Raw genomic sequence first — 24780 nt, 5'->3', positions numbered from 1 at the left:
GCTGTTGTCTTTGATACACCCCCACCGTTAGGGTGGCGGCAGCGGGCTGTAAAGCCGCGCAACCTTTAAAGCTTACATCGCGAATGTTTGAAAAACCAAGACAGGCATCTCATCTTGAACGCCGAATCCCCGCTCAATCCTGCCATATTGACGACAGCCCAGCTTGCCACGGCAGAAAGCCGGGCGACGGCGACGCCGATGATGGAGCAGTTCATCGAGATCAAGGCGAACAATCCGGACTCGCTCTTGTTCTACCGGATGGGAGATTTCTACGAGCTGTTCTTCGAGGATGCGGTCGACGCGTCCCGCGCGCTCGGCATCACGCTGACCAAGCGCGGCCAGCATCTGGGCCAGGACATACCCATGTGCGGCGTGCCGGTGCATGCGGCCGATGATTATCTGCAGAAGTTGATCTCGCTCGGCTTCCGGGTCGCGGTCTGCGAGCAGACCGAGGACCCGGCGGAGGCCAAGAAGCGCGGCTCGAAATCCGTGGTGCGGCGTGACGTGACCCGGCTTGTGACGCCGGGAACGCTGACCGAGGAGAAGCTGCTCGATCCGTCGCAGTCGAACTTCCTGATGGCGCTGGCGCGGGTCAAGGGCTCGGGCGAAGCCCAATACGGCCTGGCCTGGATCGACATCTCCACCGGCTCGTTTCACGTGGCTGAAAGCCGGCTGGCGCGGCTGCTGGCCGATATCGCCCGGATCGAACCGCGGGAGCTGATCCTGGCCGACAACGTGTTTCATGATCCGGAGCTTCGACCGCTTGTCGACCAGCTCGGGCGCGTGGCAGCGCCGCAGCCTGCGGTGCTGTTTGACAGCGCCTCGGCGGAAGGCCGGATCGCCCGGTTCTTCGAGGTCGGCTCACTCGACGGGTTCGGCAGTTTTTGCCGCGCCGAACTGGCCGCGGCGGCAGCTGCAATCGCCTATGTCGAGAAGACCCAGATTTCCGAGCGGCCGCCGCTGGGCCGGCCCGAGCGCGAGAGCGACGGCGCACGGATGTTCATCGATCCGGCGACACGTGCCAGCCTCGAGCTGGTGCGGACGCTGTCAGGAGAACGCCAGGGCAGCCTGATCAAGGCGGTCGACCGCACGGTCACCGGCGGTGGCGGGCGCAAGCTCGCCGAATGGCTGATGGCGCCATTGACCGACCCGGACGCGATCAATGCGCGGCTCGACGGCGTCTCGCATCTGATCGCCAATCCCGGTCTGAGCGAAAAACTGCGCCGCGCGCTCAAGGGCGTAGCGGACATGCCGCGGGCGCTGTCGCGCCTGGCACTCAACCGCGGCGGCCCGCGTGATCTCGGCGCGATCCTGGCCGGACTCACAGCCGCGCGGGATATCGGCGGCCAGTTTGACAGCGAAGACACACCACCGCATATCGGGAAGGCTGTGGCTGCACTGAAGGCGGTTCCCGAAGAGATCGGCACCCGATTGGCGGCAACCCTCGATGACGAACTGCCGCTGATGAAGCGGGACGGCGGTTTCGTGCGCGCGGGCCATTCTCCCGAGCTTGACGAACTGCGGGCTCTCAGGGACCAATCGCGCAGGGTGATTGCCGGACTGCAGCTTTCCTATGCGGAGGAAACCGGGGTCCGTTCGCTCAAGATCAAGCACAATAATGTGCTGGGCTATTTCATCGAGGTGACCGCGCTCAACGCCGGGCCGCTGACCGAGGGGGACGAGGCCAAGGCGCGGTTCATCCATCGGCAGACCATGGCCAACGCCATGCGGTTCACCACCACGGAACTGTCGGATCTGGAAACCCGTATCGCCAATGCGGCAGGCCAGGCGCTGAGCATCGAGCTCGCAACATTTGACGAGCTGGTGCTGATGGCCGTGGCTCATGCCGATGCGATAAAGGCGGCCGCGGATGCGCTGTCGGTGATCGACGTGACGGCGGCACTGGCGGAACTGGCGCAGGAACAGGGTTATTCCCGGCCGAGGGTTGATGGCAGTCTCGCTTTCGAGATCGTGGCCGGCCGGCATCCAGTGGTCGAACAAGCGCTGAGAAAACAGGCAGAGCAGCCCTTTGTGGCCAATGACTGCAACCTCTCGCCACCCGGCGAGAGCTCCGATGGCGGCGCGATCTGGCTGCTCACCGGTCCCAACATGGGCGGTAAATCGACCTTCCTGAGACAGAACGCGCTGATCGCTATCCTGGCACAGATGGGGTCCTTCGTACCCGCAGGCAGTGCCCATATCGGCGTCGTCGACCGCCTGTTTTCGCGCGTCGGCGCATCTGACGATCTGGCGCGCGGGCGCTCGACCTTCATGGTCGAGATGGTGGAGACGGCGGCCATTCTCAATCAGGCAACGTCGCACTCCTTGGTCATTCTGGATGAGATCGGCCGCGGCACGGCGACCTTCGACGGGTTGTCGATTGCCTGGGCGGCGGTCGAGCATCTGCATGCGCAGAACTGTTGCCGCGGACTATTCGCCACGCATTTCCACGAACTCACGGCATTGTCGGAAAAGCTGCCGCGGCTTTCAAACGCGACCATGAAGGTCAAGGAATGGCAGGGCGATGTGGTGTTCCTGCACGAGGTCGGTGCCGGTGCCGCCGACCGTTCCTACGGGATTCAGGTGGCGCGGCTGGCCGGTCTTCCCGATGCCGTAGTGGCGCGGGCACGGGAGGTGCTGCAGCTGCTGGAAACCAGCGAGCGCGAGAACCCGGCGGCACGGCTGGTCGATGATCTGCCGCTGTTTGCTGTGCCTGCAGCCCGCGAACCCACAAAACCGGCCAGAGGGCCGTCTCTGTCCGATGCCTATCTGACAGCACTGAACCCGGACGAGATGACGCCGCGTGAGGCGCTTGAAGCCCTGTACGAACTCAAGCGGCGGCTGACGGAAAGGCAAGCAGGCTGAGGCCAGCCAGGCCGACAACGATTCGAAGTGCCTGTGGAAGGAGTTTTTGTGGCAATCCGGCCAACGGACCACGTGCGATGGCAAACTTCGTAATCACCGGTGCGTCCGGTGCAGGCAAATCCAGCCTGATCGCAGCGCTTTCAGAAAAGGGATACCGCACAGTTCCGGAGGCTGGCAGACAGATTGTCGCTGAACAGTTGGCGGCCCAGGGGGCGGCATTGCCCTGGGAAGACCGTGCTGCGTTCATGCACCTCCTCTTCGCGCGCTCGATTGCTGCTTTCGACCAGGTCCGGATTTCGGATGCCAAGTGGGTTATTCACGACCGCAGTTTTGTCGAGGCAATCGCCTATTGTACGGTAATCTCGCAACCTGTGCCTGAACAGATGCTACAGGCCGCTATCGTGCGCCGGTTCGACCAGCCGGTATTCGTCTGCCCGCCGTGGCGAGAAATCTTTGAGCAAGACGCCGAGCGACAGCACGATTTCCAGTTTGCGCTCCGGGATTACGAAGTCAATACCGCTGCTTATGCCGAGGCAGGGTACGATCTGGTTGAGGTTCCGCGCCTGCCCGTTCCTGACAGGGTAACGTTCGTCGAGCAGGCATTGGCCGAATTGCCAAAGCTCAAGCCTTCCAATCGTGCCCAAAAAGGTTAAGAAAGAGCCGAACCCCTCGCGCAAACAGACAAGAGTCCTCATGAGCCGTTTTGATGTCCTTTGCATCGGCAATGCCATTGTCGATATCATTGCCCGCTGTGACGAGGCCTTCCTCGCCGACAACTCCATCATCAAGGGCGCGATGAACCTTATCGACGCCGAACGGGCCAAGCTGCTCTATTCGCACATGGGACCGGCGATCGAGGCGTCGGGCGGCAGCGCCGGCAACACGGCTGCGGGGATTGCCAGTTTCGGCAGTCGTTCGGCCTATTTCGGCAAGGTCTCCGCCGACCAGCTGGGCGAGATCTTCACGCACGACATCCGCGCGCTTGGCGTTCATTTCGATACCAAGCCGCTCGACGGCACCCCGCCAACGGCGCGATCGATGATCTTCATCACGCCCGATGGCGAGCGCTCGATGAACACCTATCTCGGTGCTTGCGTCGAACTTGGGCCTGAAGACATCGAGGAAGATGTGGTGGCCGATGCAAAGGTGACCTATTTCGAAGGCTATCTGTGGGACCCACCGCGGGCCAAGGATGCGATCCGGCTTTGCGCCGAGATTGCGCACGGCAACGGCCGCGAGACCTCGATCACGCTGTCTGATCCGTTCTGCGTCGCGCGGTACCGCGAAGAGTTTCTGGAGCTGATGCGCTCGGGCACCGTCGACATCGTGTTTGCCAATGCCGATGAGGCCAAATCGCTCTACGAAACCGACGATTTCGAGCATGCCGTCTCGCAGATCCGCAAGGACTGCAAGCTCGCCATCATTACCCGCTCGGAGCACGGCTCGGTGATTGTGCGCGGTGACGAACGTCATGACATCGACGCCATCGACATCGACGAGCTGGTTGACACCACCGGCGCCGGAGATCTCTACGCGGCGGGCTTCCTGCACGGCTATGCAAATGGCAAGCCGCTTGATGTCTGCGGCAGGCTGGGAAGCCTGGCCGCCGGCCTTGTTATCCAGCAGATTGGGCCGCGGCCGCAACTGTCTCTCAAGGATGCCGCAAGCAAGGCCGGACTTGGCTGAGTGCCGGCCAACCGGAGACTGACAAAGAGTTAAATCACGTCTTCGGGCGGCCGTCCGGCGCGGGAGCGGTAGGGGGTGAATGCCCAGCTGTAGCGAATGGCGCCACCGCGGACAGCAAATGCGGCAACAACGCCAACGGCTGAGGCAACTATCAACGGCGCGCCAAGCAGGCTGGCAACAACGAACCCACCGGCGCCGACCAGAGCCGCAGAAACGTAGATTTCAGGCCGCATCAACACTGACGGTTCGCCTGACAACAGATCCCGCAGGATGCCGCCCAGCGTCGCCGTCATCATGCCGGTCACTATGGCCACGATCGGCGAGCCGCTAAGCGCCAGTCCCTTGGCGGCGCCCATGACCGCGTAGGCCGACAAGCCGGCAGCATCGAGCCAGAGCAGCAAGCGGTAGCGCGATTCCACCAGATGAGCGGTGAAATACACAAGCACGGCGACGATGACGCAGACGATCAGGTAGGTGGGATTGTTAACCCAGAACACCGGGGTGGCGCCGAGCACGATGTCGCGGAAAGTACCTCCGCCGATGCCGGTGACAGCGGCCAGAAACACGAAACCGATCATGTCAAGCTGCTTGCGCGACGCCGCCAGTGCGCCGGTGGCGGCAAAGACGGCGACACCGGCATAATCAAGTGCTTCAAGCGGGTTCATAAATCTTCCTTCCCCGCCGAAAATCAGCTCAGACGTCGTAACCCGAGGCCGGGTCCGGTCCATCGGATTCCGGGGCGTCTGCCGTAGGGGCAGCATCTTTCGGCCCACCCTTGGAGACACCGACCATGGCCGGGCGCAGCATGCGGTCGCCGATCACGTAACCGGGCTGGATCACATCAACTACCGTGTTGTTGGCAACCTCGGTGTTGGGAACCTCGTACATCGCCTGGTGGTAGTTCGGGTCGAACTTCTGGCCCATCGGCTCAAGCTTGCGCACCCCGTGACGTTCCAGCGTCGAGATCATCGCGCGCTCGGTCAGTTCAACGCCCTCGACAAGGGTTTTCAGACCATTGTCATCCGTGGTCTCGCCCTGCTCCGGCACGGCAGCAAGAGCGCGCTGGAGATTGTCGGAAACCTGCAGCATGTCACGGGCAAAGCCCGAGATTGCAAAGGTCTTGGCATCCTTGATCTCGCGCGCGGTGCGGCGGCGCAGGTTTTCCATCTCGGCCGCCATGCGCAGCCGCTGGTCCCTGAGGTCGGAAACCTCGGCCTTGAGCACTTCGACCGGATCGGGTTCCGTTTCCGGGGCGGGTGCTGCTGCGGCTTCCTCAGCCTTGGATGCGGCGTCTGCCTGCGGGTTGTCGTGTTCGCGGCCCTGGCTTTCATCGCTCATGTTGTGCATGTCCTGACTGTTTTGATAATGTCTTGGGTCTGCGTATTACGCCATGACCCGGATAGATGCCTCGCATATCGACGTTCGGGCAGCAAAAATCAAGGCCCACAGCGCCGCGGGAGTGCGCAGGCATTCCGATCAATGGGGAATCCAGCTGATGCGTGCTATCTGTTTCCTGCTGACCGGGCTTTCGGTCTGACGCTACTTGCGCACCAGCCGTGAAACCAGCTGGGCGGTGTAATCGACCATCGGCACGATGCGTGAATAATTCAGCCGGGTCGGTCCGATGATGCCGACGGCGCCGACGACCTTGTCTTCGCCGTCGCGCCAGGGCGCCACAATCAGGGACGAGCCGGACAGGGAGAAGAGCTTGTTCTCCGAACCGATGAAAATGCGCACGCCCGATCCCTCTTCTGCAAGCGTCATCAGTTCGATCAGGCTTTCCTTGCGCTCGAGTTCATCGAACAGCAGCTTGAGCCGGTCGAGTTCCTCGCCGGCGCTCAGGCCTTCGAGCAGGTTGCCGCGGCCGCGCACGATCAGCCGTGCGGTCCCGGCACCGTCGCGACTGCCGGCCCAGACCGCAAGCCCGCGCTCGACAAGGTCCTGCGACAGCAGGTCGAGCTCGGAGCGGACTTCGGCGGTAATGCGTTCGAGTTCGCTGCGGACCTCGCCCATGGTGCGTCCGGCCAGGTGGGCATTGAGGAAGTTGGCCGCTTCGATCAACTGACCTGCCGTGACACCGTCGGGCAGCTCCATGATCCGGTTCTCGACCTGGTCGTTGCCGCCGACCAGCACCACAAGCGCGCGTTTCGGGTCAAGCCGGATAAATTCGATATGGCGGATGGTAGCATCTTGTTTGGCGGCGATGACGAGCCCCGCCCCGCGGGTCATGCCCGACAGCATCTGGCTTGCTTCGGTCAGCAGGGTTTCAACCGGGCGGCTGGTGTCTTCCGAATGAACCTGTCGCTCGATGGTCTGGCGCATCTCAGGCTGCAGATCGCCGACCTGCATGAAGGCGTCGACAAAGAAGCGCAACCCCTTCTGGGTGGGCAGCCGTCCCGCGCTGACATGCGGCGCATAGATCAGGCCGAGATCCTCAAGATCGCTCATCACATTGCGGATCGAGGCCGGTGACAGCGACATCGGCAACATGCGCGACAGGCTGCGCGAGCCGAGCGGGTCGCCCGATTCCATATAGCTTTCGACAAGCGCGCGGAAAATCTCGCGCGAGCGCTCGTCCAACGCTCCGACGAGATCAGCAGAAACGGAAGGCGTGTTCATGGTCATTTTAATGTCCTGCAGGCTGCCTCTGACATACCCTCGGCTGGAATATAGGCAGTTGCGCAGCAACGCGAAAGGGGCAAGGCATCGTCATGCAGACCGGGCATGTGGGCACTCACGACAGCTGGACGCTTTTTCTTTGCATCATGCAGCTGCCACCGGTAGAAGGCGGCAAACTTTGAAAACGGGAGAAACATGATGCGCCCATCGGGTCGTAACACAGACAAAATGCGGGCGGTCAGTTTTGAGCGTAACGTGTCCAAGCACGCGGAAGGCTCATGCCTGGTCAAGTTCGGCGACACCCATGTGTTGTGCACGGCGAGCTTGGAGGAACGGGTTCCGCCGTGGCTGCGCAATGGCGGCAAGGGTTGGGTGACGGCCGAATACGGCATGCTGCCGCGCGCGACCGGTGACCGCATGCGCCGCGAAGCGACAGCGGGCAAACAGGGCGGCCGGACACTGGAGATCCAGCGCCTGATCGGCCGCTCGCTGCGTGCCGTGGTCGATCTCAAGGAATTGGGCGAACGCCAGATCACGGTCGACTGCGATGTCATCCAGGCCGATGGCGGCACACGGACCGCGGCGATCACCGGCGCATGGATCGCGCTGCATGACTGCCTCAAGTGGATGGAAGCGCGCGCCATGGTACGGACCGAGCGGGTGCTCAAGGATCACGTCGCTGCCGTGTCGTGCGGCATTTTTGCCTCGCAGCCGGTGATCGATCTCGATTATCTCGAGGATTCCGCTGCCGAGACCGACGCCAACTTCGTCATGACGGGATCCGGCGGCATCGTCGAAATCCAGGGCACTGCGGAGGCCGAGCCCTTCACCCAGGAGCAGCTGCTGGAGCTCATGGAACTGGCCAAGAACGGCATCGCCGAACTTGTTACCATGCAAAAGGACGTGGTCGCAGGACCGCTGTAACAGCCATGACCAACGCGCCCCTGACCAAACTTCTGGTCGCCAGCCACAATACCGGCAAGATCTCGGAGATCCGCGATCTGTGCGAGCCACTTGGAGTCACTGTCAGCTCGGCGGCCGAACTCGGCCTGCCCGAACCGGACGAGACCGGCGACACCTTCGAGGCCAACGCCGCAACCAAGGCGCTGGCCGCGGCGAAGGCTTCCGGGCTGGTCGCACTGTCAGATGATTCCGGCCTGGTCGTTGATGCGCTTGATGGCGCGCCCGGCGTCTACACGGCAGACTGGGCCACTTTGGAAGACGGAAGCCGCGATTTCCAGGTCGCCATGCAAAAGGTCGAGGACTGTCTGCGGGCTCGGGGTGCCGACAGCGAATCGCAACGCACCGGGCGGTTTGTCAGCGTATTGTGCCTGGCGACGCCTGACGGCGATGTCAGCTTCTACCGCGGCGAGGCGGATGGGGTTCTGGTCTGGCCGCCACGGGGCTCGCTCGGCTTCGGCTACGACCCGGTGTTCCAACCCGACGGCCACGAAAGAACTTTCGGTGAAATGCCTGCCGAGGAAAAGCATGGCTGGAAGCCCGGGCAGGCGACCGCACTGTCGCACCGGGCGCGTGCTTTCAAGCTGTTTGCAGAACAACGCCTTGGTGTAGCCGCCACATGAACACGTCCCCGCACCCCGACACGAACTTCGCAGCTGGCGGATCAGCTCCGGACAGCATGGCCCCCGACACAGGCAAGCCGGGTTTCGGAATCTATCTGCACTGGCCATTCTGTGCCGCCAAATGCCCTTATTGCGATTTCAACAGCCATGTGCGGCATGCCGGCATCGACCAGCAGGCCTATGTCAGCGCCTTCCAGCAAGAAATCGCAGCGATGCGATTGCTGTCGGGGCCTCAGGTGGTTACCAGTATCTTCTTTGGTGGCGGCACGCCCTCTCTAATGTCGCCCGACACGGTCGGCGCCATTCTCGATGCGGTGCGCGCGGCATGGGTGGTGCCCGAGGGCATCGAGATCACGCTCGAAGCCAATCCCTCCAGCGTCGAGGCGGGCCGCTTCCGCGGTTACAGGCAGGCCGGCGTCAACCGGGTATCGATGGGTGTGCAGGCGCTCAATGATGCAGATCTGAAGAGGCTGGGCCGCTTGCACGACCGGGCCGAGGCCTTGAAGGCCATCGGACTGGCGCGCGACATCTTTCCGCGCATGTCGTTCGACCTGATCTATGCCCGGCCGGACCAGACCGCAGACGCCTGGGCCTCGGAGCTGGAAGAAGCCATCTCGCTGGCTGCTGATCACCTGTCGCTGTACCAGCTGACAATCGAGGAAGGCACGCCGTTCTACGGGCTGCACAAGGCGGGCAAGCTGATCGTGCCCGACGGAGAGCTGTCGGCCGAACTCTACGAGCTCACACGGCAGGTCTGTGAACGTCACGGACTGCCCGCCTATGAAGTCTCCAACCACGCCCGCCCCGGTGCGGAAAGCCGCCACAATCTGACTTACTGGCGTTATGGCGATTATGCCGGCATCGGGCCGGGCGCGCATGGCCGCTTGTCGACCAAAGCCGGCAAGATCGCCACGGCGACCGAGCGGACACCGGAGCAATGGCTGAAGCTGGTCGCCGAGAACGGCCATGGCATGATTGAAACCAGCGAACTTTCTGCGACCGAACAGGCCGACGAGTTGCTGTTAATGGGCTTGCGTCTGCGCGAAGGGATCGATCTCAAGCGCTGGCGCGCACTGTCCGGACGCGACCTTGACCGCGACCGGACGGATTTTCTTATTCATCACGGCATGATCGAACAGATGGGCACGGACCGGATCCGCTGCACGCCAGCGGGCATGCTTGTGCTAGACGCCGTGGTGGCCGATCTGGCTATATGAGCGTAAGTGCCGGCTACCATGCCGTCCTGACTATCCCGCCTTTCGGGCCGCGTCTGACTCGGAAAGAAACTTGCCGGTCTCGTTCTCGGCAACCGGGGGCGAATAATAATAGCCCTGAACCAGCACCCCGCCGAGTTTTTTCAAGGCATCGAGCTCCTCACTGGTCTCGATTCCTTCAACAACGCAACCGATCCCCATGTCCTGGCTCAGCGCCAGCAATGATTTGACAATCTTGTAACTGGCCGGGTTCTTGTGCAAATCCGAGACGAAGCTGCGGTCGATCTTGAGTTTGGTCAGCGGCAGAGCGTGCAACTGGCTGAGACTGGAATACCCCGTTCCAAAATCATCAAGGGCAATTCCACAGCCCAAAAGCTTGAGCACATCAATGGACGTCTTGGCCTGAACGAAATCATACATCATCGCTGTTTCGGTGATCTCCAGGTCGAGCCGCCGCGGATCAATTCCACTCGACATTATGATGCCGACGATTGTCGTCACGCCGTCGGACGAACTGATATCGTGGGTGGACAGATTGAACGAGAGCCGAACGTCGTCCGGCCAAGCGCCGGCTGCAGCGAGCGCCTTCTTCAGCAATATGCAGGTCAGAGTACCGATCTGGCCAGTTCGCTCAGCGACTGGAATGAAAGCATCCGGCGATACTCTTCCCAGTTCCGGGCTGTTCCAGCGCGCCAGAGCCTCGAACGCCACTGTTCGTTCCTCCCGGACATCAATGATCGGCTGGAAGAATACCGTCAGTTCCGCCTCGAGATCCGCCCGGCTGAGAACTTGCTCGATCTGGTTATTCTGCTCAATGGCAATAACGTGCTCGGCGGTGAACACCTGCACCTGCCCACGGTTGCTGCGCTTGCCTTGGTAAAGGGCATAATCGGCTCTTTCGTAGAGCTGGTGGACGTCGCTTGCGAGGTCCGGGTAGACGGAAAAACCGATTGAGCCGGAGATTTGCACCGTCGCCTCGGTCAGTACGAAAGGACTGCGCAATGCCGCGCAGATCTTCTCGCCAAGGCCCATCAGTTCAGTGTTCCCGGGACACTCCGTGACCGTTACGGCGAATTCATCCCCGCCGAGCCGCGAGATATGCGTGTTGGTGCCGGCAAGCGCCGAAAGGCGCTGACCAACCTCGAACAGCAGGCTGTCCCCAACCGAGTGGCCGTAAAGGTCGTTGACCGGCTTGAAGCCATCGAGATCGATGATGCCCACCGCAAGACGGTTGCTACCCGCTTCCGCAAAAACCGTTTCGAGATGAGCGAAGAACTGGCGCCGGTTGGGCAGGCCCGTCAGGCTGTCGAGATTGGCAAGCCGTGCGTTCTCGCGGTTGGCCGCCTCCAGCTTGGTCCGCGCGCTGACGGCACCGGCAAAGTGCCGGAACTGCACTTTGACCACCAGCAACATGGCGGTGGAGACAAGCGCAAGATTGACCGACATTACCACAAAGGAGGTGAACCCGGCGGAGCTGAAATAGACCACGAAAGCGGTGTTGATGACGGCCGCGACAATCAAGGCAGCTGACGGCAATTGTTGCAGGCAGATGATGACACCCAGACCGGTAATGCCGACGAAAAAGGCTATATTGCCGCGGGCGTAGGAATCGCCATAGGGAAACAACATCAATGCCCAGGTTGCGAGGGCGATGGTCAGCAGAAAGCTGAACTGGTTGGTCCGTAGCAACGCCTTGCGGGCAGTCTCTGGCGAGGGAACTACTTTCCTCGACCGCCACCATCCGAGCAGGCGGAGAATGCACACCAGGGAAAGTCCAGCTGGGATCCAGACTGAGAGCCATACCGGCGCTTCTGACTTGAACATGAAGGCCAGCGCCCATGCGTTCACCAGCACGATGGAGTACATCAATGGGACCTGGCTCGAGAAGACCTCAAACTGTGCTTTTAGCAACTCAGCATTGTGGGATGGAGCCAAGACCAGGCGCTTTGCCTGCAGCAACAATTTTTTCAACACGTCTGACGCCATTTTTTTGAAACAGATTTGTTTAGCAAGTACTACATAGTGCATATTAAGATTGAGTTTCCTGATCGAGTTCGGATACAAGAAATCCGCCTCGTTGCCGTCACCGATCCGGTGGCTTGTTCGCCCGCGGTCTGGTCCTACGGATCATCTCAGGTATCGCGCGCCTGATATACTGAGCCTGTGGTCAGTTGGAGGTTTGGTCTCAAGAGTTCAGTGCATGCAATCAGATTCAGGCATGATCGAGAAGCATCTGCCTCATTTTCGCGGCCTTACAAAAGTGGTCCAGCTTGTAAGTTCTGATCCACCAAGTCGTGGCTTCCATCAGCAGTTCCGGATCGTCATTCCTGTTGGCAAAGGATGCGTAAAAGGACAGCCCGGCACCGTCGCCCCTGCGCGCAATCCTGACATCGCAGATCCCGATGACTTTCTGTCGCAGCAATTGTCTCATTGACGTCTCCCGAGCCCTTGTTCCTCAATGGCATCTCGCCGGGTCAAGACCTGACAGGAGCAGCGAACCCCATCAATGATGCCTGGCTCGCCGCGGTGGTCATAGGACGCTGAAATACAGCCGCTTGATCAAGCTTACACTTGCAGGACACGGGCGCAAACGGACTTGGGGCCTTGCCACAAGTCGGCGGTTGTCTTCGGGGCGTCGAACACCATGGGCTCAGCCGGTGTTCCGTCGTTGTGACCTGCGTGTTCCACGAAGACGGGAGTATGAGCCGGGATCAGTGTCTCGGTCTGCGCTACGCCCACGAAAATGTGCTTGGAGTTTTCAGGAGTGATCTGGATACGGTTGGGCTCATCCAGTGTTCCCCTGTAGACACCGACCGCTCCTTCGAAGCGTTCGAATGTCTGGAAAAAGCTTGGTGCCGCAAGTATCGCAGAAATTGATATGGATCGCCTTTCCGCTGCCCTCGGACAGATGCGTGTATATCTTCGGGCTGCCCTTGATCAGGGAGAAGCTGGCAGCTTCGTAGGCGGGTTGAACCATATAGGTGCGCCAGTGGATTTCTGACAGAACCTGCAGTGACACATCGTGGTTCTGGCAGGCTGGTTCGAGACCTCGTACCGGATCCTCCCGCACAAGCATCCACCTTGCATTGCCTCCATGTCTTCACCCCAACCTGCTTCAGATCCGGACCTTGAAGGCATCCCTGATGCCGGTGGTCGCGTCCTGCGCGTGGCCTTTTCAGCCAAGCCAAAACTGTTCACTAGTGCCAATATCATATCTCTCTCGCGCACCCACTCAAAATTCTGCTAAACCCGCCGGACACTCAAAACTGACGGAGCTGGATCCCAGTCAGGCAGTGCAGAAGCGGAGCGGACATGAGAGGCAGCAAACCAGGTGCCACAAGCGACGGCGGACAGGATACGGCAGCGGTACCGGTTTCGCAGAGCTTTCACATCGCGGCGCACGAAATTGCGGCGCGCCCGCTTGAGCCGGGGCTTTACCTGGTGTCCACGCCGATCGGCAATCTGGGCGACATGACCATCCGTGGGCTGGAGACGCTGGCCGGCGCCGACATCATCGCCTGCGAGGATACAAGGGTCAGCCGGGTGCTGCTTGACCGTTTCGGCATCGCCACACGGCCCCATGCCTACCATGAACACAATGCCGAGCGCGTCGGGCCGAAGCTGATGGAGGCCTTGGAGGCGGGCAGGAGCGTGGCACTGATTTCCGATGCCGGGACACCGCTGGTCTCAGACCCCGGCTATCGGATTTCGCAAACCGCGATCGAGGCAGGCATTGCGGTGATCCCGGTCCCGGGGGCCTCGGCGCCGATGGCGGCGCTGGTGGCTTCCGGCCTGCCCAGCGATGCGTTCCTGTTTGCCGGCTTCCTGCCGACAAAGGACAAGGCGCGGCGCGAGCGTTACGGCCGGTTTGCGACCACCGAGGCGACGCTGATGTTCTTCGAAAGCCCCAACCGGCTGGCAGCCTCGCTGAAATCTGCGGCTGAAGTCCTAGGTGCCGACCGTCCGGCCGCGGTCTGCCGGGAACTTACCAAGGCCTACGAGGAGATCCGCCGCGGCACGCTGGGTGAGCTTGCCGTCCAGTACGAAGACGAGGCAGTTCGTGGCGAGATCGTGCTGGTGATCGGTCCCGGAACAACGCCGGCGCCATCGAATGAGGATGCCGACGCAATGCTCACCCGGTTGGCGGCCGATCTGCCAGCCGGAAAGGCTGCAACGGAAGCAGCCAGGTTGACCGGACTTCCGCGCAAGCAGCTTTATGCGCGACTGCTTGCCATGAAGGCTGCCTCACCGGAAGGCGGAGCGTGAACGGGGACGGCAGGCTTGCTCGAAAACGGCGCTCCGAGCGCAAGGGCCGGCGCGCGGAGTATCTTGCCGCGTTTGCGCTGATGCTCAAGGGCTACCGGATCGTGAGGCTACGGTACCGCACCCCGGTTGGCGAAATCGACATCGTGGCGCGCAAGGGCGATCTTGTCGCCTTCGTCGAAGTCAAGGCGCGCCGGGAGCTGGCTGCGGGCGTCGATGCCGTGCGCTATCCGGCACAGAGGCGGATTGCGGCTGCGGGCGAAGTGTTCATAAGCCGGCAGATCGATTCTGCGCGCCTGTCCTGGCGTCATGACATCGTGGTGGTCAGCCCGTGGGCCTGGCCGGCCCACCTCGAGGATGCGTTCTGACCAGCTCATTGCGGAGTCTGCTCTGCTGCAACCGGGTCGGGCATCACGCGAGCTTGCAGCTCATCATCCAGGCATTGGGGTAGACAGTTTGTCGCGCTGTCGGACGACATGGCCTTGCTCGACAACATCGATGCCATCGCCTGCACGCCGGCCGATACACTGCGGTGTTTAGTTTCCGCTGAAGCCACAATCGATATAGCGCGCGGCGACCCCATTTCCGAGTTGCGCACGAACAGTGGATCGTCACCCATCAGGACCACCGTCAGCTGCCGGAAGTCCGGCGCACCATCGACCGGCTGTGCCGGATACTCGGGCGGGGGTAAAGTCGCTGACCTATGGAAGGCAGCAGCGATGTTGCTCAGACGACCGGGACGAAGCCGATATTGATCTCGGCTGAAAACACGGTGCCGTTGTCAAATTCGTAGTGGTAGGAACCATCCAGCTGTACAACCATGGCCTTGATGATCTTGGCTCCCATCTTCTTGCTGACGGTTTCAGGATCGAATCCAGGCCCGTTGTCGGCAATCAGGAGCCGCGACATGTCATCTGACAACCCCTTGAGACTGATGGTTATTGTCGAATCAGAACGGTCCAGATCAGCATATTTGAATGCGTTTGTGACGACCTCGGTAACCAGCAGCGCCAGCGGCGTTGCACGTTCGTGGCTGACCGACAGCGGATCAATGTCGAGGATCAGCCGTGCCGATGAGCCATAGGCCTGTGACAGCGTCTTGGTGATCGAAGCAATGAAAGCCGGAGCCTCGAGTGCCGCATAGGCATCGCGACTGTACATGTGCTCGTGCACAGCCGACATGGCTGCGAAACGCAATTGCATGTCGGTCTTGATGCCGGCGGGAAGATCCTGCATGCGAACCAGCGACTGCATCGACTGCATGTTGTTCTTGACCCGATGATGGATCTCGCGAAACAGCATCGTGTTGGTGGTAAGTGCGGTTTCCAGCTCCTGTTTGCGGCGGTCATCCTTTTGCAGAAGCCGGATGATCCAGATCGCGCACAGCGCCAGGGCGAAGGTGGTCGGAATAACAATGAGCAGAAAGATCCAGACACGGCGCCAGAACCGCCACATGGTCTCGGCGGTGGAAATGGACGCCAGAGCAATCAGCTCGGTACCGGGCACCGTCTGATAGCTGACCATTCGCTGGACACCGTCAAGCGGTGACCGTGCTGTGTAAACACCATGGTCAGACGCAGGCAGCAGCTCCGTGAAAAGTCGGTGACCGCTCAGATCCAGAGATGTGTCTGCGGGCGGGTAACGCGCGACCAGCATTCCGTCGGAGCGCAGGACGGCGATGGTGGATCCGGCGCCCAAATCCAACGATTCAAGCAGGTCTCCCAGAAGGTCCGCGTTGAAGGAGATGATCGCCACTCCAATGAACACTCCCTTCCGCTCAAGCCGCCGGCTGAAGGTGAAGATCTCGCTGCCATCGAGACGGCTGATCAGCAGCGAAGATGTATAGAATGGCTTGCCCGCCGCCGGTTCGGCAAAATATTCACGGTCGCGAATGTCGATTTCGACAAAATTGGAATCGGTGGTGTATAGGGTTTCGCCATCGGCGGCGACGATATAGGCCTTAGCGCTGGATGGAAGCCCTTCGAGAGCGTCCCTGAGACTGCTCAGGGTCGCATTTACATTGGGCTGCACCTCGTTGCCAAGGGCGTGGTCCATGCGTCTCAGCGCCTGGGTGGCAACCTCGACAATCCAGCCCGTGTTAATGGTCACTGCCTTGGCTGCAGCCGTCGCCGCTGCCCCTGCCCGCTCATGCTGGTCGCCAATTCCCTGATAGATGATGGAACCGATGATGACAGAATAAATCAGCAGGGTAGAGACAATGAAGGCAATCGCAGCTCTCGCTGAACCGGCAATCGCTTGAGTGACCATTGAGGATCCTTTGCAGAGCAAACCACCGCATCGCTTAGCGGCAATGAATTTCATTGGCCACAAGTGTTTTTCTTGCGACGAAATGGTTTAGACGTTTGATTTCCCGGCCTCATTCAACGCGCCAGTGGGAACGATGTTCCATAGGGTTTCGCATTGCCGTGAAACAGGTAGGCGGCCTTTCTTGCCACGATTGACAAAATCGGCTCCGGCTTTGCCCCGTCACGCTTTGACAGCCAAAACCGCGCCCACCCCGTTGCAATTGCCCCCACCCACGCCCTATGTGGAAACCAACAGATTGGCGGAGACTTCAAACCATGAGCAAGATCAGGAATGTCGCGGTTCAGATGGACCATGTGAGCTCGATCCGGATCGCCGGCGATTCCACCTTCGCTATGTCGCTGGAAGCACAAAACCGGGGCTACAAGCTGTTTCACTACACGCCGGATCAGTTGTCGATGCGCGACGGCAGGATCGAGGCCGTGGCCGAGCCGATGGTCTTGCGCGATGTCGAGGGCGACCATTTCGAACTCGGTCCGCAGGAGCGGATCGACCTCGCCGACATGGACGTGGTGCTGCTCAGGCAGGATCCTCCATTCGACATGGCCTACATCACCTCGACGCACCTGCTTGAGCGGGTGCATCCGAAGACGCTGGTGGTCAATGATCCGGCCTGGGTGCGTAATTCACCGGAGAAGATCTTTGTCACCGAATTTGCCGACCTGATGCCCAAAACCCTGATCTCCAGGGATCCGGCGACGATTGCCGAATTCCGCAAGGAAGTCGGCGACATGATTCTCAAACCGCTCTACGGCAATGGCGGTGCCGGGGTGTTCCACATCAAGCCCGACGACCGCAACATGACCTCGCTGCTGGAAATGTTTGCGCAGATGTACCGCGAACCCTTCATCGCGCAGAAGTACCTGCCTTCGGTACGCGCCGGCGACAAGCGCATCATCCTGATCGACGGCGAGCCCGTCGGCGCCATCAACCGGGTGCCGGCCGAGCATGATTCACGCTCCAACATGCATGTCGGCGGCCGCGCTGAGCACAGTGAACTGACCAGCCGCGAGCAGGAAATCTGTGCTCGGATCGGCCCCTCGCTGAAAGCGCGTGGCTTCATCCTGGTGGGCATCGACATCATCGGCGACTTGATGACCGAAATTAACGTCACCTCGCCGACAGGCTTGCGCGAAATCAGAAATTTCGGCGGCCCGGACGTCGCCGCACTGTTCTGGGATGCGGTGGAATCCAAGCGGCGATAGGCTCCCCCGGCCGGCGTTGAACGAAACCGGGCCAGAAGCGTTGTTCCCTCGGGTTGTAACCGCAAGGGATGACGATGCGGCTTTTGCTGGCATTAATACTGACTATCCTGGTGGCTCCCTGCACGGGAGCGACCGGGATTGCTGCTGCGCAGCAGAGCGGCTCAGGCAACACCTATTTCGAAGTCGAGACGCTCAATCCCGGTCTCGGCGACGGTGGACGTATCAACCGCGACACGCCGCAGGCCACGGTCGAGAGTTTTCTGTACCATGCCAAGGCCGGAGACCATGCGACGGCTGCTCACCTGCTTGACCTCAGCCAGATCGGACCAGGCAACCAGCAGCGCGTCGGGATTGAGAGAGCACGTCAGCTCGAGCAAATCCTCGCCCGCAAGGTCTGGCTCAAATGGGAAGACATCCCGGACCGGCCAGACGGGCTCGATATCACGGCAAGCCCAAAGGCGCTGATGGCAGGACAGCCCCGGCGCTCGATCCGGCTGGCGCTGATCGACCTTGAAGACCGCCCGGTTCCGATCCGTCTGGAACGGGTCAAGCCGGCAGACGGTGCCCCCGTCTGGGTGTTTGCCGCGCAGACCGTCGAAAATCTGCCGGCACTGCATGAACTTTACGGTGAGAACTGGTTCGAGGAATCGCTGCCGGACTGGGCGCGCAAGCAGGTCGCCACCGGCCTGGCAGCGTGGCAGTTGATCGCGACTCCGTTGTTGCTGATCAGCTCGGTGCTTGCAGGCTGGCTGGTCTACCGGGTCTTCCGCAACACCGGAGACCGGCTGAAGCCGCGCATTTCCGGTCGGTTGCTTCGAAGGCTGGCATCGCCGCTGGCAATTCTGACCGGCGCCATAGTCGGCTACCTCTTGCAACGGCACCTGTTCGTGTTTTCGGCGACCATTGATACCTTCCTCGGACCGCTGATGTTGCTGATCCTGTTTGGCGGCGGCCTGGCGGTGTTCGTCCAGACCATCGACATGATCCTGGAACGCACCCTGATTCGGGACATCGCCGAGCTGGAGAAACCCGAAAACCGCGAGATGCGGGCGTTTCAGACCAATCTCTCCGCCTTTCGGCGGATCGGCATCGTGCTGGCAGTGGTGTTTGCTGCCGGCCTGTTGATGACCCAGATCAACCTTTTCGCCACCACTGGCGTGGCGCTGATCGGTTCGGCCGGCGTGGCAACGCTGATCCTGGCCTATGCGGCACGCTCGGCACTGAGCAACATCATGGCCAGCCTGCAGATCGCCATTTCCAAGACGGCGGCAGTCGGTGACTCGCTCTTTTTCGAGAACCGCTGGTGTTATGTCGAGAAGATCAATTTCACCTATGTGCAGTTGAAAACCTGGGACAAGCGCCGACTGATTGTGCCGGTGACCTACTTCGTGTCCGAGCCGTTCGAAAACTGGACCAAGCGGGATCCGAACATGACCAAGGTTGTCCGGTTGCGGCTGCATCACAGCGCCGATATCGACGCCTTGCGCGCGCGCTTCGAGCAATTCGTCGAAAGCAATGACAAGGTGATCGACAAGGACGCCGCGCGGGTGCTCGTGGTCGATCATGACTCAACCGGCATGCTTGTCGGTTTCTACGCCACTGCGGAAGAACCGCTGACTGCCTGGTCCATGGAATGCGAGCTGCGCGAGGCGATGCTGAAGGCTGCGCGCGAGCTCGAGCTGGATCGGAGCCAGGGCATGCAGTACCTGCCGGCGGATCGCGAAAGCAGGTTGTCCGATTTCACCGCTCAAGCAGAAAAGGAGCGGGACAACGACAGCAGGCATAAGCCCGAAGCTGAATCCGACGCATGACGGAGACCGGGCTACTTCAGTGCATCTGCGATGTTGCCGGATTCGAACTCGGTTATCCGGTATTTTGCCACCCGGGCCATGTGGAACGGGTCGCCGGTGATCAGCGCCTCGATGTCTTTCAAATTCCGCCCGCGGGCGATGATGACCCCTCCAGTGCGCGGAACCTTGGCGCCAGAGGCAAGGAACAGGCCTGACGCATAACCACGCTCGACGAATGCCTTGTGCGAGGGGACCAGCTGATCAACCATTTCCAGTGATGCGATATAGGTAAGGTCGATGACGAAGAGATGGTCTCCGTCTTCAAGAAATGCCATGGCGATCTCCGAAATCGTTTGGTTTCATAAAACATCCGGCCCGCTGCCGAATTGTCCGGAGCCGCCCGGACTTCGCCCCTCCCCTAATCAGGTTTCCCCGGATTTTGTACCCGAGCGGCCAACTAACTTGTGAACACAGCACAATTCTGGGTCTGACACGGGCCGGGCCGTCCAATCAAAGGGACGTGCCGGTCCTCGGACGCGAGTGGCTCAGCTGCCGTTTCCGCTTCAATTCGATGTTCTCACCGCCACAACCCGACACAACCTGTCTCGCCTTAATGGTGTATTCGTTGCCATATTGTTCTTGTTATATTCCGCATACCGTGTTTCAATTCAACCTGGATCGCGCATAACGGGTACTGCTCTGCCTCCCGGCGCGGATGGACAGGCAACATGAAGGGGCTCAGGACATGGTCGCGCGGGTCAGTACGGTTTCATTTCAGGGCATCGAGGCGGTGCCGGTCGATGTTCAGGTGATGGTCGCACCGGGCAAGGTGGGCATGCAGATTGTCGGCCTGCCCGACAAGGCCGTGGCCGAGAGCCGAGAGCGGGTACAATCGGCCTTGCACGCATCCGGCCTGTCGCTGCCGGCCAAGAAGGTAACCGTCAACCTGGCGCCTGCCGACCTGCCCAAGGAGGGAAGCCATTTCGACCTGCCGATCGCGCTGGGGCTGATGGCAGCACTCGGCGCCATACCGGGTGATGCACTCGACGGCTATGTGGTGCTGGGCGAACTCTCGCTTGATGGTACCATTGCCAGTGTGGCCGGCGCGCTGCCCGCGGCAATCGGCGCCAACGCGCTGGGCAAGGGCCTGATCTGCCCCCTTGAAAGCGGGCCGGAAGCAGCCTGGGCCGGCGAGGAGATCGACATTCTGGCGCCGCGCTCGCTGATCGCCATCGCCAACCATTTTCGCGGCACGCAGGTCCTGTCTCGTCCGGTTCCAGCGATGCGGGCAGCGCCCGCTAACATACCGGATCTGTCGGACATCAAGGGCCAGGAAACCGCCAAGCGCGCGCTCGAGGTGGCAGCGGCCGGAGGGCACAACCTGATCATGGTGGGGCCACCCGGTTCGGGCAAATCGATGCTTGCCGCCCGGCTTCCCTCGATTTTGCCGCCGCTGTCGGCGCCCGAACTGCTGGAAGTCTCGATGATCCATTCCATCGCCGGGCAACTGGCCGGCGGCAAGCTGTCGGACCGGCGGCCGTTCCGGGCGCCGCACCACTCGGCCTCGATGGCCGCCATGCTTGGCGGCGGCCTGCGCGCCCGGCCCGGCGAGGTGTCGTTGGCCCATAACGGCATCCTGTTTCTCGACGAGTTTCCGGAATTCACACCGCAGGTGCTGGACTCGCTCAGGCAGCCGCTGGAAAACGGCGAGAGCGTCATCGCCCGGGCCAATCACCGGGTCAGCTATCCGGCCAATATCCAGCTGATTGCGGCGATGAATCCCTGCTGATGCGGCATGGCCGGCGAACCCGGGCACTCCTGCGCCCGCGGTCCGCGCTGCCAGGCCGATTACCAGGGCCGGATATCAGGCCCGCTGATGGACCGGATCGATATCCGCATCGATGTCCCGGCCGTCACCGCACAGGACCTGATTGCGCCGCAGGCAGCCGAGAGCAGCGCCGATGTTGCCGCCCGCGTGGCGGCGGCCCGTAGCATGCAGCAAGCGCGTTACCGCGACATCGGCCGTCCGGATATCCGCACCAATTCCCAATGCTCGACCTCGCTGGTGGAGCAGGTAGCCCAGCCGGATGCGGGCGGGCAGACGCTGCTTAAAGATGCCGCGGAAAAGATGCGGTTTTCGGCGCGCGCCTACCACCGCATCCTCAAAGTGGCGCGGACGCTCGCTGATCTTGATGGCGCCCAGACGGTTGGACGGATTCACCTCGCCGAAGCGATTTCCTACCGGATCGCAGCAGAGCGGGTGTCGGTGGCGGCGTGAAACAGAAACGGGGCAGACCGGTGTGGCCTGCCCGCACGGTTCCTATCGCCATACCTTGAGTACGGTTCCTGACGCGAATGGGTGGCGGGTCAGCCCAGACCGTCAAACAATGCGGTGGAGAGATAGCGCTCGGCAAAGGACGGGATGATGACGACGACCTGCTTGCCTTCATTCTCCGGACGCTGACCGACCCGGACGGCAGCGGTCAGCGCCGCACCGGACGAGATGCCAACCGGCAGGCCCTCTAGCTTTGCCACGCGGCGTGCCATCTCGAAGGCTTCGTCATTGGTCACCTTGGCGATCTCGTCGTAGATGCCGGTATCAAGCACACCTGGAGCAAAGCCCGCTCCGATGCCCTGGATCTTGTGCGGGCCGGGATTGCCACCCGACAGCACCGGCGAATCGGCCGGTTCCACCGCCACGATCTGGACGCCGGGCTTCCTGTCCTTGAGCACCTGGCCAACGCCGGTGATGGTACCACCGGTGCCAATGCCTGAGACGAGAATGTCGATGCCGCCACTTGTATCGTTCCAGATTTCCAGTGCCGTGGTGTTGCGGTGAATCTCGGGATTGGCCGGGTTCTCGAACTGCTGCGGCATCACCGAATCAGGGATTTCGGCAAGCAATTCCTCGGCCCTCGCAATGGCACCCTTCATGCCCTTGGGGCCTTCCGTCAGCACCAGTTCGGCGCCAAGCAGCGCCAGCATCTTGCGGCGTTCCACCGACATGGTTTCAGGCATGGTCAGGATCAGCCGGTAGCCCTTGGCGGCAGCGGCAAAGGCCAGCGCGATCCCGGTATTGCCGGAAGTGGGCTCGACCAGCGTGGTCTTGCCGGAAGCAATCTTGCCCTGCGCCTCAAGGCTTTCGATCATAGCGACGCCGATGCGGTCCTTGACCGAGGCGATCGGATTGAAGAATTCGAGCTTGGCGAGAAGCTCCGCCTTGACGCCATCCTCGGCGGCAAGCTTGCCGAGCCGGACGAGGGGCGTGTTGCCAATAGTGTCGACAATCGAGTCGTAAATTCGGCCGCGGCCGGGCGCTTCATCAGAGTAGGCGGACATAAAAATTCTCCTTGTTGTTGGCGCAAGTCTAGGTCAGCCCCAAACACCGCACCAGCCAATGCAATCAACCGGCATGGCTCAGCGGCGCGAAAAAAATCTCTCCATCTTGTGACAATGAGAATGAAATTCCGCACCAACGGCTGCTTCGCCCAAGGGCGACATCCGACAGCAGGGATCAGGATTGCCGGATCCTGCCCGGCACGGCGCCTCGGCAACTCGATCCACCGTAAGGTCGCTGGCCAGACCGAGATAATTTCGCGTTTCCAAGGCGTTATCGTTTGCGCATAGCCCGCGCAGATTTTTCCGGCCTGCTGCTGCCGGGCGGGCCCTCTACAGACAGCGGCTTACAGCCCTGACAATCATCAAGCCGCCGAGCCTGTGCGAATCAGCAAATCAGAGCAACAGTTCAGCGAACCAGAAACCCGCCTGCCAGCGGGTCATCCTGTTCAATGGTGAACTCGGCTCTGCCTGAATAAAACGCCCTGCCCGACACACGAGCGGTGACCGCCGGGTGCGGGCCGCAGGTCGTCTCCGAAGCGACCGCCCCTGAAAACCGGCTGCCGATGATACTGTCGAACCTTCGCGTCTGGCCAACAACGATCTGGCCACGGGCATGCATCGCTGCCAGTCTGGCGGTGACCCCTGAACCCGTGGGTGAACGGTCGACCTGGCGTTCGGCGAAGACGCAGATATTGCGGGTCGGCTGATCCGTGAAGGCATCCCTGCCGTCAGTCAGAATTGTGCCGTAGAGAAAAGCCAGATCGTCAGCTTCGGGGTGGCTGAGCGGAACGGCCGCTTGCGCCGCACTGGTCAGCTGGTCGGCAGCCTCGACAAATGCCGCCACCGGATCACGGCCGAAAGCGAGCCCGAACTGGCTTGCATCCGCCAGCGCGTAGAACGCACCGCCATAGGCGATGTCGAAACTGATCTCGCCCCAATGCCCAATGGAAAGCAACTGATCACGGGCAAACAGGAACGACGGCACACTTTCAAAGGAGACATCCGTTGCCTTGTAGCCGGACATCGAAACCTCGGCACGGATCATGCCGCAGGGGCATTCGATGTTGACGTGGGTCATGCCCTCGCCCGGAGGAACCAGCCCCTGATCCACGGCATAGCGCCCGAGCGCGATGATGGCGTGGCCGCACATGGTGGAATAGCCCTCATTGTGCATGAACAGCACCGCCAGATCGGCATCAGGCAGATCCGGCTCGACCAGCAGCGCGCCATACATGTCCGCATGGCCGCGCGGCTCGAACATCAGGATCCTTCGGAATTGATCGAGATGGTCGCGGACATAGGCGCGCTTTTCGAGGATCGTGCCTTGCGGCAATTCGGGATAACCACCGGTGATAATCCTGAGCGGCTCGCCACCGGTGTGCATGTCAATGACGGTCAGCGCGCCGCTCATGCCGTTCCCGTGGAACCGAAGCCGCCGTCGCCGCGGATGGTTTCATCCACCGCATCCCGTAGACTTATCCGGGCCTGCACCACCGGCGCGATGACCAGCTGCGCAATCCTCATGCCGCGGTTGACCACAAACGGCTCGGTACCGAGATTGGCGAGGATCACCTTGACCTCGCCACGGTAATCACTGTCGATAGTTCCGGGCGTATTGAGGCAGGTAATACCATGTTTAAGCGCCAGGCCGGAGCGCGGACGGACCTGCCCTTCAAAACCTTGCGGGATCTGCATGACCAGGCCTGTGGGCACAGCGAAACGGCCGCCGGGGGCGACTTCCAACGACTCTCCTTCCCCGACTGCAGCGCGCAGGTCCAAGCCTGCGGATCCTTCAGTTTCATAGGTTGGAAGATCGAGCCCCTCACCGTGCGGTAGGCGGACGACAAGCAGTTCAGGCTCGGCTCGGAACATGGTGTCAGGCTGGGTCATG

21 protein-coding genes and 2 pseudogenes are annotated in these 24780 nt (G+C 61.3%); 11 read left to right on the top strand and 12 right to left on the bottom strand.

What is annotated here, in order from left to right; all coding sequences use genetic code 11:
- Nucleotides 1-114 precede the first annotated feature (114 nt).
- The 3 genes from mutS to CRO46_RS14130 all read left to right on the top strand — a co-directional run bounded on the left by mutS (nt 115) and on the right by CRO46_RS14130 (nt 4551).
- On the top strand, nt 115-2865 hold the full coding sequence (gene mutS, locus CRO46_RS14140) for a DNA mismatch repair protein MutS (protein ID WP_244577902.1): 2751 nt from the start codon (nt 115-117) through the stop codon (nt 2863-2865).
- A gap of 77 nt (nt 2866-2942) precedes the next feature.
- Entirely contained in the window at nt 2943-3518 is a 576-nt protein-coding gene (locus tag CRO46_RS14135) for an AAA family ATPase (RefSeq protein WP_097108439.1), read from the top strand.
- Between the two features lie 40 nt (nt 3519-3558).
- Nucleotides 3559-4551, top strand: coding sequence for an adenosine kinase (locus CRO46_RS14130; RefSeq protein WP_097108438.1), 993 nt, complete (start codon nt 3559-3561; stop codon nt 4549-4551).
- A gap of 29 nt (nt 4552-4580) precedes the next feature.
- Here the strand turns inward: CRO46_RS14130 and CRO46_RS14125 are convergent, their stop codons facing one another.
- The 3 genes from CRO46_RS14125 to hrcA all read right to left on the bottom strand — a co-directional run bounded on the left by CRO46_RS14125 (nt 4581) and on the right by hrcA (nt 7176).
- The gene (locus CRO46_RS14125) at nt 4581-5216 is read right to left on the bottom strand and encodes a trimeric intracellular cation channel family protein (protein WP_097108437.1); all 636 of its coding nucleotides are present in this window, start codon (nt 5214-5216) and stop codon (nt 4581-4583) included.
- Between the two features lie 28 nt (nt 5217-5244).
- Nucleotides 5245-5898: a nucleotide exchange factor GrpE gene (grpE, locus tag CRO46_RS14120; RefSeq protein WP_097108436.1), complete on the bottom strand. Its 654-nt coding sequence runs from the start codon at nt 5896-5898 to the stop codon at nt 5245-5247.
- 192 nt (nt 5899-6090) lie between these two features.
- Nucleotides 6091-7176, bottom strand: coding sequence for a heat-inducible transcriptional repressor HrcA (gene hrcA / locus CRO46_RS14115; protein ID WP_097108435.1), 1086 nt, complete (start codon nt 7174-7176; stop codon nt 6091-6093).
- A 192-nt stretch (nt 7177-7368) separates the two neighbouring features.
- On the opposite strand from hrcA, the gene rph reads away from it, so the two are divergent.
- The 3 genes from rph to hemW are packed head-to-tail and all read left to right on the top strand — an operon-like array spanning nt 7369 to nt 9970.
- Nucleotides 7369-8094 (top strand): ribonuclease PH, encoded by a 726-nt coding sequence (gene rph / locus CRO46_RS14110; RefSeq protein WP_097108434.1) that lies wholly within the window; start codon nt 7369-7371, stop codon nt 8092-8094.
- A 5-nt stretch (nt 8095-8099) separates the two neighbouring features.
- Nucleotides 8100-8753, top strand: a complete 654-nt coding sequence (locus CRO46_RS14105) for a non-canonical purine NTP pyrophosphatase (RefSeq protein ID WP_097108433.1) — start codon at nt 8100-8102, stop codon at nt 8751-8753.
- On the top strand, nt 8750-9970 hold the full coding sequence (hemW, locus tag CRO46_RS14100) for a radical SAM family heme chaperone HemW (RefSeq protein ID WP_097108432.1): 1221 nt from the start codon (nt 8750-8752) through the stop codon (nt 9968-9970). Before CRO46_RS14105 ends, hemW begins: the two co-directional genes overlap by 4 nt.
- A 30-nt stretch (nt 9971-10000) precedes the next feature.
- Here the strand turns inward: hemW and CRO46_RS14095 are convergent, their stop codons facing one another.
- The 3 genes and pseudogenes from CRO46_RS14095 to CRO46_RS20365 all read right to left on the bottom strand — a co-directional run bounded on the left by CRO46_RS14095 (nt 10001) and on the right by CRO46_RS20365 (nt 13054).
- Nucleotides 10001-12031: a putative bifunctional diguanylate cyclase/phosphodiesterase gene (locus CRO46_RS14095; protein ID WP_244577900.1), complete on the bottom strand. Its 2031-nt coding sequence runs from the start codon at nt 12029-12031 to the stop codon at nt 10001-10003.
- Nucleotides 12032-12179: 148 nt separating this feature from the next.
- Nucleotides 12180-12398 (bottom strand): DUF6500 family protein, encoded by a 219-nt coding sequence (locus tag CRO46_RS20165; protein ID WP_097108430.1) that lies wholly within the window; start codon nt 12396-12398, stop codon nt 12180-12182.
- Between the two features lie 354 nt (nt 12399-12752).
- Nucleotides 12753-13054 (bottom strand): annotated as a pseudogene (locus CRO46_RS20365) (GFA family protein).
- 225 nt (nt 13055-13279) lie between these two features.
- Between CRO46_RS20365 and rsmI the strand changes: the two are divergent.
- On the top strand, nt 13280-14233 hold the full coding sequence (rsmI, locus tag CRO46_RS14085) for a 16S rRNA (cytidine(1402)-2'-O)-methyltransferase (RefSeq protein WP_097108429.1): 954 nt from the start codon (nt 13280-13282) through the stop codon (nt 14231-14233).
- On the top strand, nt 14230-14598 hold the full coding sequence (locus tag CRO46_RS14080) for a YraN family protein (protein WP_097108428.1): 369 nt from the start codon (nt 14230-14232) through the stop codon (nt 14596-14598). The genes rsmI and CRO46_RS14080 overlap by 4 nt, the downstream gene beginning before the upstream one ends.
- Before the next feature lie 5 nt (nt 14599-14603).
- On the opposite strand, the gene CRO46_RS19860 is transcribed toward CRO46_RS14080, so the two are convergent.
- Both CRO46_RS19860 and CRO46_RS14070 read right to left on the bottom strand, forming a co-directional pair.
- The gene (locus CRO46_RS19860) at nt 14604-14849 is read right to left on the bottom strand and encodes a hypothetical protein (RefSeq protein ID WP_143439052.1); all 246 of its coding nucleotides are present in this window, start codon (nt 14847-14849) and stop codon (nt 14604-14606) included.
- A 107-nt stretch (nt 14850-14956) separates the two neighbouring features.
- Nucleotides 14957-16498 (bottom strand): sensor histidine kinase, encoded by a 1542-nt coding sequence (locus tag CRO46_RS14070; RefSeq protein WP_179759067.1) that lies wholly within the window; start codon nt 16496-16498, stop codon nt 14957-14959.
- A 314-nt stretch (nt 16499-16812) separates the two neighbouring features.
- Here CRO46_RS14070 and gshB point away from each other — a divergent pair, with 314 nt between their 5' ends.
- A complete protein-coding gene (gene gshB, locus CRO46_RS14065) occupies nt 16813-17760 on the top strand; it encodes a glutathione synthase (RefSeq protein ID WP_097108426.1) in 948 nt (315 codons plus the stop codon).
- A gap of 110 nt (nt 17761-17870) precedes the next feature.
- A complete protein-coding gene (locus CRO46_RS14060) occupies nt 17871-19571 on the top strand; it encodes a mechanosensitive ion channel family protein (RefSeq protein ID WP_179759066.1) in 1701 nt (566 codons plus the stop codon).
- A gap of 11 nt (nt 19572-19582) precedes the next feature.
- Here CRO46_RS14060 and CRO46_RS14055 read toward each other — a convergent pair whose 3' ends face one another.
- On the bottom strand, nt 19583-19885 hold the full coding sequence (locus tag CRO46_RS14055; protein WP_097108424.1) for a YciI family protein: 303 nt from the start codon (nt 19883-19885) through the stop codon (nt 19583-19585).
- 410 nt (nt 19886-20295) lie between these two features.
- On the opposite strand from CRO46_RS14055, the pseudogene CRO46_RS14050 reads away from it, so the two are divergent.
- Nucleotides 20296-21828, top strand: a pseudogene (locus CRO46_RS14050) (YifB family Mg chelatase-like AAA ATPase).
- 89 nt (nt 21829-21917) lie between these two features.
- On the opposite strand, the gene cysK reads toward CRO46_RS14050, so the two are convergent.
- The 3 genes from cysK to dut form a co-directional block, all read right to left on the bottom strand.
- Nucleotides 21918-22889, bottom strand: coding sequence for a cysteine synthase A (gene cysK, locus CRO46_RS14045; protein ID WP_097108423.1), 972 nt, complete (start codon nt 22887-22889; stop codon nt 21918-21920).
- 406 nt (nt 22890-23295) lie between these two features.
- A complete protein-coding gene (locus tag CRO46_RS14040) occupies nt 23296-24300 on the bottom strand; it encodes a proline racemase family protein (RefSeq protein ID WP_097108422.1) in 1005 nt (334 codons plus the stop codon).
- Complete coding sequence (gene dut, locus CRO46_RS14035) at nt 24297-24761, bottom strand: dUTP diphosphatase (protein ID WP_425479284.1); 465 nt, start codon at nt 24759-24761, stop codon at nt 24297-24299. The genes CRO46_RS14040 and dut overlap by 4 nt, the downstream gene beginning before the upstream one ends.
- Nucleotides 24762-24780: the final 19 nt, after the last annotated feature.

Origin of the sequence: Parahoeflea halophila (assembly GCF_900220985.1) — a bacterium.
Lineage (GTDB): Bacteria > Pseudomonadota > Alphaproteobacteria > Rhizobiales > Rhizobiaceae > Hoeflea > Hoeflea halophila.
The sequence above is the reverse complement of the archived record's forward strand: the minus strand, read 5'-3'. Positions and strand labels throughout refer to the sequence as shown.